Origin of the sequence: Polaromonas sp. AER18D-145 (assembly GCF_002379095.1) — a bacterium.
Lineage (GTDB): Bacteria > Pseudomonadota > Gammaproteobacteria > Burkholderiales > Burkholderiaceae_C > Polaromonas.
The window spans coordinates 13,569-29,887 of sequence record NZ_NBZV01000021.1 but is presented as its reverse complement, the minus strand read 5'-3'; the positions used below and the strand labels follow the sequence as shown (position 1 = coordinate 29,887).

General features: G+C 56.5%; 14 protein-coding genes. 1 reads left to right on the top strand and 13 read right to left on the bottom strand.

The window, feature by feature from the left end; genetic code table 11:
* Positions 1 to 66 precede the first annotated feature (66 nt).
* The 12 genes from B7G52_RS12085 to B7G52_RS12030 form a co-directional block, all read right to left on the bottom strand.
* Positions 67 to 1,479 carry a type IV secretion system protein gene (locus B7G52_RS12085; RefSeq protein ID WP_096697837.1) on the bottom strand — a complete coding sequence of 471 codons (1,413 nt, stop codon included), beginning with the start codon at positions 1,477 to 1,479 and terminating at the stop codon, positions 67 to 69.
* Complete coding sequence (locus tag B7G52_RS12080) at positions 1,476 to 2,255, bottom strand: hypothetical protein (protein WP_096697836.1); 780 nt, start codon at positions 2,253 to 2,255, stop codon at positions 1,476 to 1,478. Before B7G52_RS12080 ends, B7G52_RS12085 begins: the two co-directional genes overlap by 4 nt.
* Positions 2,242 to 4,782, bottom strand: a complete 2,541-nt coding sequence (locus B7G52_RS12075) for a VirB4 family type IV secretion system protein (RefSeq protein ID WP_096697835.1) — start codon at positions 4,780 to 4,782, stop codon at positions 2,242 to 2,244. The genes B7G52_RS12080 and B7G52_RS12075 overlap by 14 nt, the downstream gene beginning before the upstream one ends.
* Before the next feature lie 17 nt (positions 4,783 to 4,799).
* A complete protein-coding gene (locus B7G52_RS12070) occupies positions 4,800 to 5,105 on the bottom strand; it encodes a VirB3 family type IV secretion system protein (protein WP_096697834.1) in 306 nt (101 codons plus the stop codon).
* A gap of 20 nt (positions 5,106 to 5,125) precedes the next feature.
* A complete protein-coding gene (locus tag B7G52_RS12065; RefSeq protein WP_096697833.1) occupies positions 5,126 to 5,503 on the bottom strand; it encodes a hypothetical protein in 378 nt (125 codons plus the stop codon).
* A 35-nt stretch (positions 5,504 to 5,538) separates the two neighbouring features.
* Positions 5,539 to 6,537, bottom strand: a complete 999-nt coding sequence (locus B7G52_RS12060; RefSeq protein ID WP_096697832.1) for a CpaF family protein — start codon at positions 6,535 to 6,537, stop codon at positions 5,539 to 5,541.
* Positions 6,538 to 6,800: 263 nt separating this feature from the next.
* The gene (locus tag B7G52_RS12055; protein ID WP_096697831.1) at positions 6,801 to 7,445 is read right to left on the bottom strand and encodes a DUF4400 domain-containing protein; all 645 of its coding nucleotides are present in this window, start codon (positions 7,443 to 7,445) and stop codon (positions 6,801 to 6,803) included.
* 2 nt (positions 7,446 to 7,447) lie between these two features.
* Complete coding sequence (locus B7G52_RS12050) at positions 7,448 to 8,065, bottom strand: hypothetical protein (RefSeq protein WP_096697830.1); 618 nt, start codon at positions 8,063 to 8,065, stop codon at positions 7,448 to 7,450.
* A complete protein-coding gene (gene traD, locus B7G52_RS12045) occupies positions 8,065 to 10,020 on the bottom strand; it encodes a conjugative transfer system coupling protein TraD (protein WP_096697829.1) in 1,956 nt (651 codons plus the stop codon). The genes B7G52_RS12050 and traD overlap by 1 nt, the downstream gene beginning before the upstream one ends.
* A complete protein-coding gene (locus B7G52_RS12040) occupies positions 10,021 to 11,880 on the bottom strand; it encodes a TraI domain-containing protein (protein WP_240523427.1) in 1,860 nt (619 codons plus the stop codon). It abuts the gene before it with no gap.
* Positions 11,881 to 12,103: 223 nt separating this feature from the next.
* Positions 12,104 to 12,772: a FlhC family transcriptional regulator gene (locus B7G52_RS12035; RefSeq protein WP_096697827.1), complete on the bottom strand. Its 669-nt coding sequence runs from the start codon at positions 12,770 to 12,772 to the stop codon at positions 12,104 to 12,106.
* Between the two features lie 29 nt (positions 12,773 to 12,801).
* Positions 12,802 to 13,512: a hypothetical protein gene (locus tag B7G52_RS12030; protein ID WP_240523426.1), complete on the bottom strand. Its 711-nt coding sequence runs from the start codon at positions 13,510 to 13,512 to the stop codon at positions 12,802 to 12,804.
* A 119-nt stretch (positions 13,513 to 13,631) separates the two neighbouring features.
* On the opposite strand from B7G52_RS12030, the gene B7G52_RS23330 reads away from it, so the two are divergent.
* Positions 13,632 to 14,345 (top strand): hypothetical protein, encoded by a 714-nt coding sequence (locus tag B7G52_RS23330; protein ID WP_141396383.1) that lies wholly within the window; start codon positions 13,632 to 13,634, stop codon positions 14,343 to 14,345.
* 798 nt (positions 14,346 to 15,143) lie between these two features.
* Here the strand turns inward: B7G52_RS23330 and B7G52_RS12015 are convergent.
* Positions 15,144 to 16,205: a toprim domain-containing protein gene (locus B7G52_RS12015; protein WP_096670184.1), complete on the bottom strand. Its 1,062-nt coding sequence runs from the start codon at positions 16,203 to 16,205 to the stop codon at positions 15,144 to 15,146.
* Positions 16,206 to 16,319: the final 114 nt, after the last annotated feature.

The window sequence follows — 16,319 nt, the reverse complement described above, 5'->3', positions numbered from 1 at the left end:
AAAAGTATCACAGAAGGCTCGGCTGTCAATTGCCTCGACAGACGCGCTCACGGGCATCGCCGAAAGTCATCGCTGCGGGGGGGCCGGTTGCTCCTTGGATGGTGCGTTCGCCCTGTAAGACTTTTGATACGCCCGATTCTGGGAGTTGCTGTTGAAACGAGTAGCACCGGATGGCATTCCGCTTCTCGCGTCACTTGCCCCAAGTGACGATGCCCGCTGCGCACCGACGGTGCTGTTGTAGGCAGATGAGACACCAGATTTTGCAGCTTGCCCACCGGCGCCTCCAGCATAGTTCGCACCGCGGGCGCCGGCACTCTGCGTGAGGCCCTTGATCCCACTAAAACCGGCACCGCCAGCACTGCCCTGCAGGAGTCCAGTTGCGATAGAGGGCACCTGGGCCATGAACAGCGCAGCCATCACTGCCAGCAGCACCATGAATCCATAGAGCGTTACGTCGGCTGTCAGCGTGTCCATGGAAGCCGTTCCTGCAGAGTCTTTCGCGATCTTTGCCGCGACCTTGGCCAGCGCTTCAAACAGTTTCCCGGTAATCAGGAACATGAACGCTGCAACCAGCTTCATCATGCACGCGCCCAGTAGGAATCGCAGCCATGAATCGAAGACCCATGACATTGGCTTGAATATCAGAAAGGGGACCATGACCGGAGCGAGGCATACAACAAGTTCCACGCTGACCATTGCCATCGCTGCGGTCGCTAGAAAGACGCACCCGGCAAGCAGCACCAGGAAGATCGTCACCATTTTCATGATGTTGACAAAAATGAACGATCCGACCATGTACATGATCTTCCCGGAGAGCAGGTCAGCGGCTGACCCATCCGTGGCCGAACTCGTGTCAGCTATCAAATAGATGCTGTTGAAGATGAGCTTCGTAGAGTCGCCAAGAAGCGCGGTCAGGGTACTCACATCGGCCCCCGTGACTGACGAGGCAAGCGAGTCCATCTGGCTCACGATCTGTCGAGCGCCCCCATAGGCAGGGTCAATAATCGCGACGACAACGCCGGCGCCTACGAAAATTGGAACCCATTCGCCTATCAACTCTCCAATCCCCTTCCCCCCCGCCATAGTCTTGAACGCACCCCACAGCATGCCGATAAATACGCCCAGCCCGAGAAGTTTGTCACCGAAGGACTTCATCGAAGAATTCGATTTGAGCTTCTGCAACGCCTGATCTAGCGCAGTCGTTATCTCCTGAGCCATTTGTTGCCCAGAAATGCCTGCGGTTGGGACCGTCTGCGCCACAGCCTGAGCGGCTTCCAACTCCGCGCCCTCAGCGGGTGGGTTCTGTGCAGCCGTCAGGGTAGCGCCAACGGCCAACGTCACACAGAACAGAGCGAGCAAAAGGCGTTTCCTCTTGCAGGCCGCTCCGACGTTCCTGGCAAACTCAGCAGCTCGGAATGCCGCCCTGCCGACCAGCGAGGCAAACCAGAATCGGGCTGGGCTTTCGTAGATGGTATTCACCGCTGCATCATTTCAAGTTGCTGCGCCCGAATCGCCTTCTGTCGCTTCTGGACGAGGTCGAATTCATTCGTCGTCTTCAGCTTGTCGTTGGCAGCATCTACCTTGGCGTCCACGTCACTCTCGGCCCTGGCCATTATGGCGACCATACGGGCATTCTGTTGAACCAGCCGGTTCATCTGGTTGTTCAGGATCTTGATCGACTCGTGTTGCCCTGTTGCCGCCGAAATCGCGCTCCCCTGCTCCTGTACGAACTTGTAGTCCTCGTCGACTTGCTCCATCGTGGAACGAGCGGTCTGGATCCTCAGCTTTGCACGCTCGTTGCCAAGCCGCGCGTCATTTGCCGTCTTCAGTACGTAGTCCTTCCAGGACATGTTCATGAGTTTCGCAGCCATCTGGTTCGAGTCAAGGTTCTGCATCTGGCTCGAAAGACTTCCGGTCAGTCCATTGATGGACTGCTGGTAGCTGCGCAAGGAGTTGTATGCCTTGTTGGCGTCAGCGATGTTCCCCGCAAGGACCACCGGGTCAACTCCCATGGTATTGAGCAGCTGGTTTCGATACTGCTCAATTTGAACCATGTGGGACTGAACTGTAGTCATTGCGGTCTCGGCCGAGTCAACTGCTACTTTCACGAGTTCGCCGTTGTTCAGGAGCTGCGTGATCTCCGTGCCGCCGCCGAAGCCAGCAACGGTGCCGGTGTGAGCCGGCAGTGAAATGGACGCAATGCCCGCGAGAACCAGCAGATGGACGAGGGGGGTTTTCAATTTATGCAGCAACATGTAGTACCTCTTTCACAAATTTCAGTTCCCAATCAGGTGCGCCCCGAATGGATGCCTCGAGGACGGCCTGCCGCATAGCAGGCTGGGTCGTTGCCTCGTTGATAGCAATGAGCAGCGCAGGCATTTGTGTGCTGACCAGCCGGGTGACAGATGGCTTCACCAGCAAGTAGTCACGCTTCGGAATCGCATGCGCGAGAAGATTGAGCTGACTCTCATTGATGTCGAATACCTGGCTGTACAGAGCCGCCTGCTGGTGAACAGACGACTTGACTGCCGGCAGCAGGATCTGGCAAGGGATGTTGGTAACGAAACTTCCGATGTTCGGGAGCCGAGCAAGTTCGTCCAGCGCTTGAGTCGCGAACATCACAAATGCGCGCTTTTTGCGGAAGGTTCTCAACCAGTCTTCCATCTTGGCTGCAAACATCGGGTTCGCCAGCATGTACCAGGCTTCCTCGATATAAATGAGCGTAGGTGTGGTCCCGTCTAACCGGCTTTCGATGTTGTAGAACGCGTAGTCCATAAATGGACTCGCGAGCTGCGGAGTCTGCAAAATTCCGCCACACTCCATCCCCACCATGTTGGAGAGCTGGAAGTTGTCTTCGTCGTTGTCGAAGTACGGAGCGTAGGCCCCAGCGCCCGCATCATCGTCGTCGGTTCTGTCCACATAAGGCGCAAGCTTCGCGGCAAGTGTTTGATCCGCGCCGGCGATTAGCGCATACAAGGCTGAGAGACGCCAGCCGGACCGATGGGAGCGGCGCAGGCCTTGAATCGCCGTAAAAATCGCCTGTCCTTCAGTTGCCGAGACCTCACTTCCGCCGGCTGCAATGAGCACTTCGACCCACTGCCGCAATCTCATGTCGTCGTTCGCATCGAGCATCACTCGGACGGGGTTCATCCCGATCTTCCGGCCGCCCTTGCCTCCCAGATCAATATGCTTCCCGCCCAGAAGCACAGTGGCAATCATGAGCGAGTGGTCCTTGTCGAAGATGAACGTTTGCGATGGGGTGTACTTCTGAAACTGCGCAATCAGCAGGGTTAGAAGTGACGTTTTCCCCGAGCCAGCGCCGCCTACGATTGCTGTGTGGCCAAGGTCGGTCTCGTGCGGATTGAAGTCATAGGAGATTCCGTAGGGAGTGACGAACCGGCAGAGTGGAGGAACGTCATAGCCAAGCAGGCGCGAGAAGAATGGGTGCGTCTTTTCCCCTGTGGAAATTGTTCGAATTGGGGTCAGATCGGCCAGATTCGCCGTCGAGGCGAGTTTCCACCGCATGATGGCGTTGGCATTACCAGGCATCGATGTAAGGAGTGCGGAAATAAGCCCTTGGCGCTCCCGTATGATCGTGTACCCACTTGCGCGCAGATTGCTTGCCATCAGGTCGGCCGCATTCTCAGCCTCCTTCTGGCTGTTTCCCAGAGCCAGCACCGTCATGTTGTAGTAGCCGTAACTCACATTGGAGGCGGTTAGCTCGACCAGTGCCTCCTGTGCATCGTCAGCGAGCTGCAAATTTCCGGTGTTTACCTTGTCGGAAACGGTATCAAGAAGGCGCTCAGCTGCCCTTGTGAGAACAGACTTAACTTCGCTGCGGTAGAATATCTCCGCGTCCTGAATGGCCTTCTCCGCAATCGTCCGATCCATGAAGCGATAGCACTGTATGAGCACATACTCGCAGTCCACCCCCATGAGGCGGTCGACGTCCCCGCTGAACGCTTCCTGCGGCGTACCGGTGGTCGAAAGTGCTGCAACAAACGTGCTTTTGGTCGGCCCCTGGAACTCGACTTGATCTTGCCTTCTGATCAAGGTGTCTGTTGCAAGCGCTGTATTGAGGTAGGTCATGCCCTTGCTGACGCTCACCGGTCCCCGTGGCGAAGCAAGATTTGCCCGCGCGTAGAGCTCGCCAAGCATTTCGTCATCGCGCAAGCGCGAAAAGCCCAAGTTCAGCTCAACGATCCCCGAGAATGTATCAAGGATCTTCTCGAACTCTACAGTCATGTCGCTCAACTGGCCGCGAACCCGTGCGACCGCGCCCTTGTCGGTCAGCCGGCGCCGAATGAGGCCGGCAACCGCAGCGAGAAAATTCCCGTCATTCTCACTTACTTCACTCCGAATCGCCTCGAAAAAGGCCTCGGAGCGATTTGGGAAATTGAAGGAAAGGAACATGCATTGGGTCACAGCTGCATTCCGTTGCTTCGTGCATGCCTTCTCCCACTGCCGATCAATGGCCTGTGCAATCGGGTTCGTGAATTCACCGGAGGGATAGCCAGTGACAAAGCGGCGCTCCTGGATTGTCCAGAGCGTAATTCGGTCGTTTAGCGCCCGCAGTGCCGTTTGGAGCTGGGAGATTCTTTGGTCAACTTCGAAATCCTGCTTGCCCTCGACGTCCGCGCCCTCGTATGTGTATCCAGCGAGCAGAGACCCGTCCTGGCAAAGCACGAGCCCGGGAGCAACCTGCGTGAACCAGGGCAGGAGCTCTGCAAACGAGCGCGCCGCTTTACGCGGCTTTGTGAATAGATCTTCGAAGGAAACCATGTACGCCTTTTGACAAATTAGAGGGGAAGTCCCCTACCCCAACCCTTCGGCCGGGACTTAGCGTCTTCGAGCCGGGGTGTTGCGTCATAAACGTGCCCCTCGCGCAGGTAGCACATCAAGATCCCGATGAATTGATCATCACGCTTCGAGAGCCACCTTGCGATCAGATAGCCCAGGAAGACGATGGGAATGCCCCAGTAGCTTTTGGCTACGATGAGGAAAGTGCCGACGAGCGCGAGACCTGCAAAGCTGCTCTTCTCGACGCCCATGATCAAACGGGGACGGTGTAGAGACTGATGAAATGGTGACGAGCGGGATGCCATAGGACGTAGCCAGGCGCAACTTAGGACAAGCAGCTTGGAAGTTGAATAGTCCCGGTACTCAACAAGATCGAAACCAGGCCCTGGATGATGCCGAACACAATCGCCACGCTGATCATGCGGCCCCAGTCCATCTTGGTGATCAAGCCGATAACCAATGTGGCGATGCAGACGACGATAAATATCAGGATCGCAAGCGGTCCTTTCATCCACATGGCAACCTGACAGCCGACACCTTCAATAAACGGCATGCTCATTGACTGAGCCATCGCTTCAATGGGAACCGCGGACAAGAGGAAGGCTGCAGCCAGGGCAAATGCGAGAGCGACGGGCCGGTTTTGCTGCCCCATCGGCGCGTATGCCTTGAACATGCTGGCGAGGCGGCTGATTGATGCTTTCATTGGGATATCTCCAGGGTTTTCAAAAAGGGAAACTGTTAAAGGTGCTCAAGGGAGTAGTCGCCACTCGCACGGTCGAAACCGTGTAGGCGGCAAACCTCGGAGACGGCGCGCTTACTGCCCTCTCGTTTGATGTAGAACATCCACTGCAACGTGTCGGCGATTGCGACACGGATCGCCTCGTGTGGAATGCCCATGTCTGCCATCAGCACGAGGTTCTCCAGTCGGCCGAGCGCGCGACTGGCGCTGTTCGCATGGATGGTTGCCGCGGAGCCTGGATGGCCAGTGTTAGCGGCGTCCATCCAGTCATAAGCTTCGGGTCCGCGAAGTTCACCCACAATCACGCGCTTGGGGGCGTATCGCATTGCTGTTCGAACGGCGCGGCGGGCAGTCATGCCCTGCTCATCGTCACATTCGACCAGGACAGCGTTCGGGGAAGTAATCTTGAGTTCGTGTACTGTCTCAATGACGAAGAGCCGCTCCTCCTTTGGAACCATGCTCAATGCTGTGTTCATCAACGTCGTCTTCCCCGACCCGGTGCCGCCAACGATAAGAAAGTTCTCTTTTGCAGCAATGGCTTGCGCCATAAGGTCGGCGTACTTTTCGGAAATCACGCCTGACGCGACATATTCCTCAATCGAGAACACCCGTGCGGCATGCCGTCGAATGCACATTGACGGGCCGTTTACGGCGACAGGAGGGAGCAGCGCCTCAATTCGAAACCCGGGGAGCCTGGCCGACAAAACGCGTTGTTTCGACTTTTCCCCAACCTCTTTTTCCATCAACCCGGCGATCAGAGTAATTGCGGCCCGAATGTTTGGCGCGCTCAGCTTTACCCGGACCTTTGTGTCCTCCCCATGCTTGGAGATGAAGACGTCGTCGGGCCCGTTGATCATGATTTCATTGATCTCGCCATCGGCGAAGTACGGCCGTAGGACGTCCAATGTGTCCATCAACTGAGCGAGAACCCGCTGAGTATTCCCAACGCGAGCAACCTCGTTCAAGGATCTGTCGCCGGTGGGGTTCGCATTTTGCATGCACCCTATTCTGTTGATAGACAGGGAATTTCCGTCCCGCTCAACGCATGGAAACTGGCTTGTTGAGCGACCGCGTTATGAGAGCGCCCGGGCTACTTACAGGAAGGACGGCGAATAGGCGCCATGGTTATGAGCGCTCGCCATGCAGCAAGTAGTTATCGCCCTGACTCAATACGCCCGGCCGCCGGCCCGTCAGGTTTGCCCGAGATAGGCGATGACACTTGCCGTTGGAGCGGCAAGGCCAGTTGTCCGAGCCATTTGCCTCAGCGCCCGAAGAGCGGCTGCGTGTTTGATATCAGTACCGAAAGCGGGATGGCAACAATTAAGGCCCAAGCGGGGGCCAGGAGGGGGGAGATGCTGAACGGAACGACTAGGTATACCAGAGGTAAGACGAGCAAGGGGATGACCAGAAGGCTCGCGAGAGCAAAGGTCGCAGGCCTAAGTGCCCCGAACTCAGCACGCTTGATTTTTCTCTGCATAAATCCGTCGTAGACCGCAGCAAATAGAAGAGGAGCAAGGATCACAAACCAGACCATCACTATCGCAAACCGCATCGCCATGACATACGCCTGCAACATCAGTCCCTGCAGATAGCTGTTGTACATGGATGACATGGCTATGCCGACAGGTCCTGCCACCCGTCCCCCAAGGTCGCGGTCTTCCTTTGAATGCTTCAGTCCGTTTGCAGTCTGGGAGATCATCCCGAGGGGAGTTCCAGTGAAGATTCCGGAAGCAAACCCAACAACCCTGACTGCGACAGTTTCCCCCAATGCCTCCCTCGTCTGCTGTATCTCGGATTTTACGAACTGCTCCATACTGGAGCCGGAACGCATCACCGGCCCGAGAAGGAACCCCACGGCGATCACACCGAGCCAAAAGCCAATATGCTGGCTACTTTTGACGGCCATGGTTATCCTCGCGGCGCCAGGAGTTCAAGGTAACCAGCATCGACGGGATCATCGGTAAGCCGCGCGATTAGGTGGATTCTCAGACCGGCTACTTCTTCCACAGTCGGCTGTTCCGCAACCAGAACGGTCTCCAGCTCCTTCATGCCGTGGGCTAGAGCCCACGAGTGCAGCGGCTCAGAGAAGTACCGCCACCGAAGCAGCTGCCCATCCGTGTTCTCGCCATAGACCGCCAACCGGGCAACCTCTGCAACGCAATTGGCAAGCCAATAGAGATAAATTGCAACAACGCGGCCCTCATACGATTCGCCGCGGCGCACAGCAGCGTCGACCTTCGTAACTGCATTTTCAATCGCACATGCGAGCAGCGAGTCGCCTGCCAATGTTGGCCACATTGGGGTCAGCAGCACACCGAGGCGCTCTGTCGCCGCCCTGAGCTGCGGGTGGTGAGTCCAGAGCGAAAGCGCAACCGCTGCGTATGCTTTTCCGTCAATGGTTGCATCGAGCCACGCCCCCGGCGAGGTTTGCGAGAGGCCGCTGAGCGGCCAAATGCCCAAACTACCTTTACGCACCCCTCCACCAGGGCTAGCTTTCGAACGATCGAAATTGATCACCTGGCTCATTATCTTTTTACCTTCGCATCTTCTAGGATTACCGGTATCCGGCCTTTGATCAGTTCGCCACGGTTGAATATGCCGATGTAGTGCAAATCTGGTAGTGAGGGTAAAAGGCTCTTCGGAAAAATCTCCATGACAACGTCTTCAGCCTTGTCACTCTGGTTAGAAGAAAATTCGAGGCCCGCATCCTCAGTTTTGGACCCAATGCCGGAAGATGAACTGCGCACGGTAATCGCGGTTTCACCCAATTTGTCAATGATCAGCTTCATGGTGTCCGGATCCTGGGTTGCACCAACGATCATGTTGTTCATGTTGCCGATGAATCGCCTTGCACGGGCTTCGTTCCCACCGAATTTGTCAACGAGGTCTGAGAATGTTTGCCCGAGAGCCCAGATGAAGAAGCCAGCTCCCCGGCCTTTGTTCGCCTGCTGAATCAGCGGCGCGCATGCGGCATCGCCCCACTCGTCGACCACAACATGCACGCGCCGCGGTTCCTCTCCACGATCTGAGTCGAGCCCGTGGTTGTAGATCTCTGCAGCCACCGAGGACATCTCGGCAAGGAGCATTGTCGACATTGCCTTTCCGACCGATTCATCTGCTAGGGTATCGGTGCCCATATACAGAATGTGGTTCCCTTCAACGAGACGCTTGCCGTCCATGATTGGCCTTGTGTCGGCAACATCCTCATAGTCAGGGGATAGGAGACCCTTCAAGTCATCCGTCGTGAGCTTGGTCAGCAGGGGGGTGATACTGACGATCATTTTCCCGAACCATTCCTTATTGGCCTCAAGGATGGACACCAGCCCGCGGACTTCTTCGGGTTTGACGGGAATTCCGAGCTTCTGCGCGTCCTCTGCGGTTTCAGGAACGTCGGATTGGAAAACCTTGATCATCGCGCTCAAGGTCGGCGAGCTTGTTTCAACCGCATTTTTGCTTTGAGGCCGCTTTCCTGCCGCATTCGAGGCATTGATTTCCTTCTCGATTGCTTCAAGGAGCTGGGGGCATTCTTCATTGAAGAACTTCACAAGCACGGCTTCCGCCATCTTCTCGACCGATACCCGCGACTCCATTGCAATTTTGAGTGAGTAGAGGCTGACACGGCGTCCGACATACTTCATGCCGTTGGTGATCCGGTGCACGGCCATCCAGCAGAATTCCTTAAAATTGTCGGCCTCCTGGGCGTCCAAAACCATCGTTATGCGGGACGCAACTTGTGATACCTGATCCCAGTTCTTGATGAGGTCCAGGCGCACGGATTCTGAGGCGAACGCGGGATGAATCATCAGGAACCGCTCAGGGTGCCCAGCAAGCCGCGCGGCCTCGCGGCAGATTTCGCGAAGGTCTCGATCCCCTTTTGGATCAATCACGATGACAGTGTCACCTCGCATCGCAAGCTGGAATATCACCAGCGCAGCAAGGCGCGTCTTGATAGCACCGGTTGTCGCGATAATCGCGCAATGCCCTTTGAGCGATTCGAACGGAAGGAAGATGTCAACCTCCTTCATATCGAGCCCATGGATCCACGGCAATCCCTTTGCCTTATATGGGTTTTGCTTCAGCTTCGTCCACTTGATCCACCAAAGGGGCGGGTACACATCGACAAGATCCCTCTTCATGATTTCGTACGCGCGCTGGGTATGGCGCGGCTCCCATCGATATCCCCAGCCGAGCCAAAGGTTGTTGCCCATGTCCTTCATCGCCTTTTGAAGGGTGCTTGTTGGAATCACACGCACGTCCTTGCCGGCAAGGGCAAGCTTGTAGTTCAGCAGCCGTCTCGCGCCAACCATCCTCAACATCGCCATCACTGCGGCCAGCGCCGCAGAAGAGATTAACGTGACGGTGGTTGCGTTGATGATGAGGGCACATAGGGCCATCCAAACCGCGGCTACGAGCCACGCAATAGTGGAACGCGCCTCATAGATCGGCCGCAATAGTTGCTCGAATCTTTGTCCATTTGCCATCTAGAGTCCCAGCTTCTTGCACCCATAGCGCGAAATAACAATTGCCTCGCGCGGTTTCGACGAACCCTCGGGTATCGCGACCTTCATGATTTTGAGACCAGGCGTCGCTGGTGCGGTGTAGACCAGCCCGGCGACGGCGATCTCGTTTACCCAGTCCGGTATGTTGCGAATCATTGAGGACAAGAGTTCAAAGCTGATGGCGGCCCCGTTGTCCGTCATCCGCATCGTCGTACTGTCTTCGCCTCGCTCGCGCCAGGTCTTAATTACCTTTCCAAGAAGCTCGACCGAAAGCGGGGTCTTCATTTCCCTGCGGATCTCTTCTGGAACCAGGTCGCTGAACTTAATTTCCGGCGCCTCTTTTACCCTCAGCTGGTCGTCAGGCGCGCTGTCGGGCACCGACATTGCGTTAGCTGATGGACCTCGGCTTGCATCGCGGTTACCAGTTTTGGAGTCACTGGGCTCCGCCGTTACCGTTGGCGCAACCGCATCCTGGTGGCTCGTGCCATGGACCGAATTGCGCGCTTCGTCCTCCACACGCTTCGCTAGATGTGGTGCCGGGGCGCTTGATACGGCAGGCCCATGGTTAAAGATCTCCCCGGACTCCTGATCTACGAACTTGCCCTTCCCCGAGGGTGGTGGGGCAGCTTCGGCGCTAGCTGCAGGTGGCATTAGCGGCGGTGCTGCCTGCGCGACTCGGCGTTCCACCGCCGCAATTGGATCTGCCGCGAGTACCGCGACAAGAGTCTTTGGCGGCGACTTCTTGTAGTCGGCCGGGTCGTATGATTCCATCACCGCGAACGGGTTCTTCAGCTTAAACGCCGGGTGCAGATTGCCTTCTACGTCGACAACCTCGACCTGTCCGCTGTCATCGCCACGTGCGGTGTCAAATATGCCCGCCGCTTTGAGCAGCTCGGCCAGGACGGACGGGGAGGATGGCCAGCCCTCGTGACCATCAATTTTCCCCTGCTTGACAATTTCGTGGCCTGCTTGTGGCCACACCAGGTAGAGCCCGGTAGCGTCCACGATGAATGGAAGGCCGTTGGGCACCCATGTGCCGGCGTCTACCATTGCTCGCATCGCACCGACAAGATAGGGCGTGAGGTGGGTTCCGATGGTCAGGCGACCGTAGTTCTCTGGCATGCGGGCCTCTTCTCGAGTCCTCACCTTTTGCCACATCGTTGCAATGACATCGCGCGCAATCCTTGCAGACGTATCGGCTCCGCTGACAACTTCAAATAGGTCGCGGGTCAGGTGCGTCGAGCCATCCTCCAACCACGCGAGGTTGTCCGGACCGAGGATCTTGTGGAGAATTGATGCCGTGTACGGCGAAGGGCCGATTTGGATTTGGCCTTGCTCAGCCTTGTCCTCTGGCCAAGAGACATATATCCGGTCGGTGTCACTCGCGAGAGTCCACTTCACAAGGCTCTGATGATGCTTCTGCCATGCTTCGCCGCGTGCGTTGGTCACGATCATTCGACCTAAGGGCTTGCCAAGCGGATAGAGAAGCGCCGCGGCAAAGCAGAAGTATCGCCATCGTGGTTCCAGCTTGTGGCGCCGCTCGACACTTTCGGCACCCGTAAAGATTCGCCCATCGGAAGCCTGAAAGCTGAGAAAGGCCAGCTCGATTGAAGCGCAAAACAGCCCCCCTTCTCCGGAGAACAAGCCCGACGAAGTGGCAGGAAGCGCACTGATGTGTTCTGCGAGTCGCTCTAGGGGTTTGATAAACCTGTGGTCAAAGTGGGCTTCACTTGTGGCGGCGTGAAGTTTAAGGCGTCCCAGAATTTGCGAGTTTCCGTTGAGGAGGTATTCGGCATCACGGATTGGCAGTCCCGGATCGTCAGGGGGGTAGATATTTTTCACCCGCGACACAGGCAAGGTGGCCCGAGCAGGCTGACGGGCAGCGGCGGGAGCGGGTGATGGGCGTCTTAGGAAGGTCTTCTGAAACCAGCTCGAAATCATCTATTGATTGTGCTGGGAGCGCGATTTATAGTTCGCCGCTCTACGAGTCGCTTTTAGGCCATTGAGCCTAATGGGTGTTCAATCACTGCCTCACGTAGCACCTTCCCAATGCGGTCCGTCTCACTTACGATGCTGCACGCAGCGAATAACAGTTGTCAGCAGGCTTGCGGCCGAGGAGCTCCGCGAGTTTCCGCCGTGACGATTCGATGCTTTGCTGATGAATAGCGCAGACGGGGCAAGTCGGCCGCACGTTGGATGCCAATGTCCAGACGAACCGCGAAGAGCATTCTTGACATGTGTGCACGTCGACAACTCGATTTCTTACCCCGTCAATTAGCACTACGTAGGTTTCAAAGCTCACCCGAGCGTCATCGGGATTCTCGTACAAGGCCGATCTGTACTGAAGGTAGACCTCAATTCGTTTGTCGAGCGCTGCGCCCAAATTGGTCTCGGCCTGGGATGCTGCCCCGGGGCCATTGGCGCCATAGTGCAGATTGACCAAGTAGGCCGCGTCGTACTTGTCCACCAATTTGCTCAGGAAACCCTTGGCTGTGTAGGACTGCCCAATCCCCCTTGGCCTTGCTATGTCGCGCCCCATTGCAGCAACGCGCCTATCCACCGCATCCTTGAGCCGTTGCGGGCGCACGTCAGTGCCGGTAAGTGATTGAATCAGCTGCGTACGCTGTGTGAGTCGGATAAGGACTTCGAAACGCTCTTCCCATCGTGGATCGTCAAAAAGATTCAACCGGTTTCTTGCGGCCAGCGCGCGGCCCATTGCGATATCTTTGCTCATAGTTTGCTTATTGTTCGGCTCGTGACCGATCAGTGGGAAAGCGGGTGATTGCGGCGGGTAGTTGCCGCAAGCACAGTCCGTTCGCGCGAAGTCAGTTTCGACATCGCAGCGATGGTGAAAAATTCATCGGTAGAGGCTGGGATCAAGCCCACGGCCGGATCAGTAGCGACAGCGTAAAGCTCTCTTGGGCTGTGCCGTGAGAAAAAATTGGCCTGGGCCGAATTCAGGTCGTACAAAATGCGCCCCTGCGTATGCGAGGTTCGCAATGCGTCAAGCCGGGTGACAAGCGCCAAAGCGGCCTCTTCCAGGCACTCTGCCTCAAAGTTACTCGACGGGAGAGCCTTACGGAAAACACCATCAGACGACACGACTGGGAGTCGCAAGCTGAACAGTGGCATGCGGCAATCCGCCAGGTCGACCACTTGCTCTTTCGTAAGAACCGAGAGAATTCTGAAAAGCTCGCGCTGCCCTGGGAACCACCGATTCATTATTCGCGGATCGTCGATGGGATCGACGGTGGCAGCTTTCCAGCGCCGCATGAGCGCGAAGGTGTTTTCATCAAGAATGCTTCGCTCAACCGTAGGAAGATGCATCGTCTGCGGGTGAAGCGATGCTCCTGCGAAAGTTGAGTTACTTTTGGTCATAGTTGAAACTGGAACACACAAGCCGCGTGTATTCATTACGGCATCTTCACCCATATTTTTAACCCCTTCGCGTTGAAAAGAAACGAAAATTGCCAACAAATCTCCTTTTGAGCACCGCTTTGGGCTCCTTTTATGGGTAAATCGGCTGTAATCCGTTATAGAGTCAACCTTTTGTACGATGGCGGCGTTGGTTCGGAGTTGTAACGATCTATTCAATGAATTCTTCTTCTGAAACCTCCCCAGACGCTCTCGGGCGCCGGTTTGCCAGCAGACTGCAGGCAATCCTTGACCAAATGCGCTATCCGGCCACTCCCCTTGATCGAGCGCGAATGCTTTCGCAAAATCTCGCCATTGACGAGGGCCTGGCTTCAACCCTCCTCAACGGCCTGATGCTTCCCGACTGGGACCTGTTTCTGGGAATTTGCTCACTTACCAAATGTCAACCTGGATACTTCCTGGATGACTCTCTAAATCAATATCCGCCTGAAACACGCCTTGTCAAGCCACTTACCTCTGGGGAAAACATTGTTGTGCGCATGCCCCCAAGAAAGGGCAGGTCGTGGGGCCCTTCGTCAGCCGAATGGACATACCTCAGATCAAAAGATGCAATGGGTTTTGGAATTCAGACGGACGACTTCGTGGTTAATTTCAGTGGACCAGCCGACGCACAGCATGTGGCTGTCGACAATCTCTACCTGCTAGGGGTCCGGAACCGATATGAAGTTCGGACCTGCATCGAAGTCGCAAATGGGCGTGCCGTGATGGCAGGGCCGCGGGCCAGCACGGACTCGGCTGAATTCCTGATCCTGCCAATAACCAGCGCGTTAACCGTCGACAGCGATCGGATGAATTCTTCCGGAATTCACCATTTCGGGGAGATTGCCTCCCTCCTTCGCAGCCCGGACGGGATGTTGGCCACGCCTCACTGACCAGACCCGCCTCACTGCCGCAACTTGCCGTGCGCGCTGTGGTGGCCAGAGCAATCGGGATAGGGGGTGAGTCATTGTGACTCACTCCCCTCCCACACCACCCGGCATGCGGGTCCGCACCGGGCGGTTGGAATAGTTGAGGTCATGCAGACGGTTGCCCTACTGCACACCTGGTTTCACCGATTCGGGTTCGGCGAGATCGGTTCCCTCGCTGCCACGCCCTTGCAAGCTTCACCTGCTCCGGCATTGTGACGAGCTTCACTTTCGTGAACATCTGAGGCACTCCTATCTCGATAACCCAAGGGCTATACCTTCCATTCCTTCGGCCCTTCGCTTTCGGTCTACAGCCTCTGCGGCCTTGCCTACGGCTACTACGGCCTCTGCTGACTTCTCGCTCCGGTTTGCACCGTCGCCCTTTCAGGCATGAGGCGAGATCTCCCCAGGTAAGGGGCGCATTCCTTCATCACACAACCGCCACATTTACGCCGCCTGACCTTTGACCAAAAGAGCTTTGCGGTTTCTTGCCCGCTCGCCCTGGTCGGCAACCCCTTCTATGTGGTTCTTGTCCATCGGCTCGTGATTTATGTTCCACGCTTCCTTCCCACACTCGGTCGCCCTTGTGCAGTTGCGCTTCGCTTCGCTCGTCTTGGTCAACTTGCGGCGGGACTTGCACCCGCAGGAGTGCGCCCATGCTGGGCGCACAAAAAAAAACGCCCTGCAAATGAATGCAGGGCGCCATGAACGTAAAAACTCGGTTTGACAACGTGGGGCGCAAAGGCCCCACGTTTTCAGCTGCAGCTAAGCAGCAATTCGAGCACTCCAGAAATTGGCCATGTCATGGCCAACCTTCGCAGGTCGAACAATCATCGTCCTCAGATTCCGCGCGCGGCACCTTTCGGCCAGCTTGTCGGCATATTCGCTGCCCGCCCTCTTCCATTTCGTCCCACCGTTCTGCGTGGTACCTGACGGCTTCAACTCGTCCGAGTCCGCGAAGATGATCAAAGTGCGGACCTGCGCGCTCAGATCGCCTGGCACTTCAAACGCGGCTAAGGCTGGTCCATTGAGACACGGCCAGATGGGAATGTTCTTCAGCATCGCCGAAGCCCAGCCCGTTTCAATGCCCTCGCAGACGCCAAGCGTGTCCCCGCGCATCTCCATCATCCGAACGGCAAAGGAATTTACGCCTACGCCAAGATCGGTCTTCTTGGCCACTGGCACATCCGCCTTTTGACCATCTGCAGTCAGATAAGTCTTGTGCAGTTGAACGAGCTCACCACTCGGCCCTTGAGCGTAGGCCAGCATCGCTGGATACTCGCCCAACAACACCGGTCGATCATCGACTGCCTTCCCGGGCATCCAATACTGCAGCGCTGGATGGAATCGCAGGCACTTTGGCATGAAATCCATGCCTCGCACGCGGTTCTGCATGTACTTGGCCACAGGATCGCCCTGGGTGACCTCGCGCGCCTCGTTCCAGAACTTGAGCATCCTGGCGCGATTACGCTGGATCCGCTCAGGGGTCATTGCATTTGACATTGCGAGCCGCTGAAGCCTTGGAATCGGCGCAACCGAGGGATTGCACCCAAAGTAGTCCCGAACGTCGTCAGCCGCTTCACGAAAGGTTGTAAAGCCCATGTGTCGCATCAACATCGCGAAACCTGACGCGTACTTCCGGCCAGTACATCCTGCGCTGCAGACCCACACACCACCGTATTTCTTTTGAGTCCAACGGTACCGATCCTTGCCCCCGCAAAAGGGGCATGGTCCATTCCGTCCTGAGAAGAAGGCGCTGTCCATGCCTCTCGCGGTAAGAATGTCCGGCCATCGGCCGAACGCGAGATCTTCTGCCTTATCGCTCATGATCCCTCCGATAAAAAAGAGGACCGAGCTTCCCTGTTGGGACGCATGGCCCTACAGGGTTAAAGATAAATGCAGCCTCGAGAGACTGCGATGTTCGCGAAATAGCGAAAACAG

Excerpts from the sequence above, each read along its gene's own strand:
- B7G52_RS12080 (WP_096697836.1), bottom strand. The coding sequence starts at position 2,255 with ATGTTGCTGCATAAATTGAAAACCCCCCTCGTCCATCTGCTGGTTCTC.
- B7G52_RS12075 (WP_096697835.1), bottom strand. The coding sequence starts at position 4,782 with ATGGTTTCCTTCGAAGATCTATTCACAAAGCCGCGTAAAGCGGCGCGC.
- B7G52_RS12070 (WP_096697834.1), bottom strand. The coding sequence starts at position 5,105 with ATGGCATCCCGCTCGTCACCATTTCATCAGTCTCTACACCGTCCCCGT.
- B7G52_RS12065 (WP_096697833.1), bottom strand. The coding sequence starts at position 5,503 with ATGAAAGCATCAATCAGCCGCCTCGCCAGCATGTTCAAGGCATACGCG.
- B7G52_RS12060 (WP_096697832.1), bottom strand. The coding sequence starts at position 6,537 with ATGCAAAATGCGAACCCCACCGGCGACAGATCCTTGAACGAGGTTGCT.
- B7G52_RS12055 (WP_096697831.1), bottom strand. The coding sequence starts at position 7,445 with ATGGCCGTCAAAAGTAGCCAGCATATTGGCTTTTGGCTCGGTGTGATC.
- B7G52_RS12050 (WP_096697830.1), bottom strand. The coding sequence starts at position 8,065 with ATGAGCCAGGTGATCAATTTCGATCGTTCGAAAGCTAGCCCTGGTGGA.
- traD (WP_096697829.1), bottom strand. The coding sequence starts at position 10,020 with ATGGCAAATGGACAAAGATTCGAGCAACTATTGCGGCCGATCTATGAG.
- B7G52_RS12035 (WP_096697827.1), bottom strand. The coding sequence starts at position 12,772 with ATGAGCAAAGATATCGCAATGGGCCGCGCGCTGGCCGCAAGAAACCGG.
- B7G52_RS23330 (WP_141396383.1), top strand. The coding sequence starts at position 13,632 with ATGAATTCTTCTTCTGAAACCTCCCCAGACGCTCTCGGGCGCCGGTTT.
- B7G52_RS12015 (WP_096670184.1), bottom strand. The coding sequence starts at position 16,205 with ATGAGCGATAAGGCAGAAGATCTCGCGTTCGGCCGATGGCCGGACATT.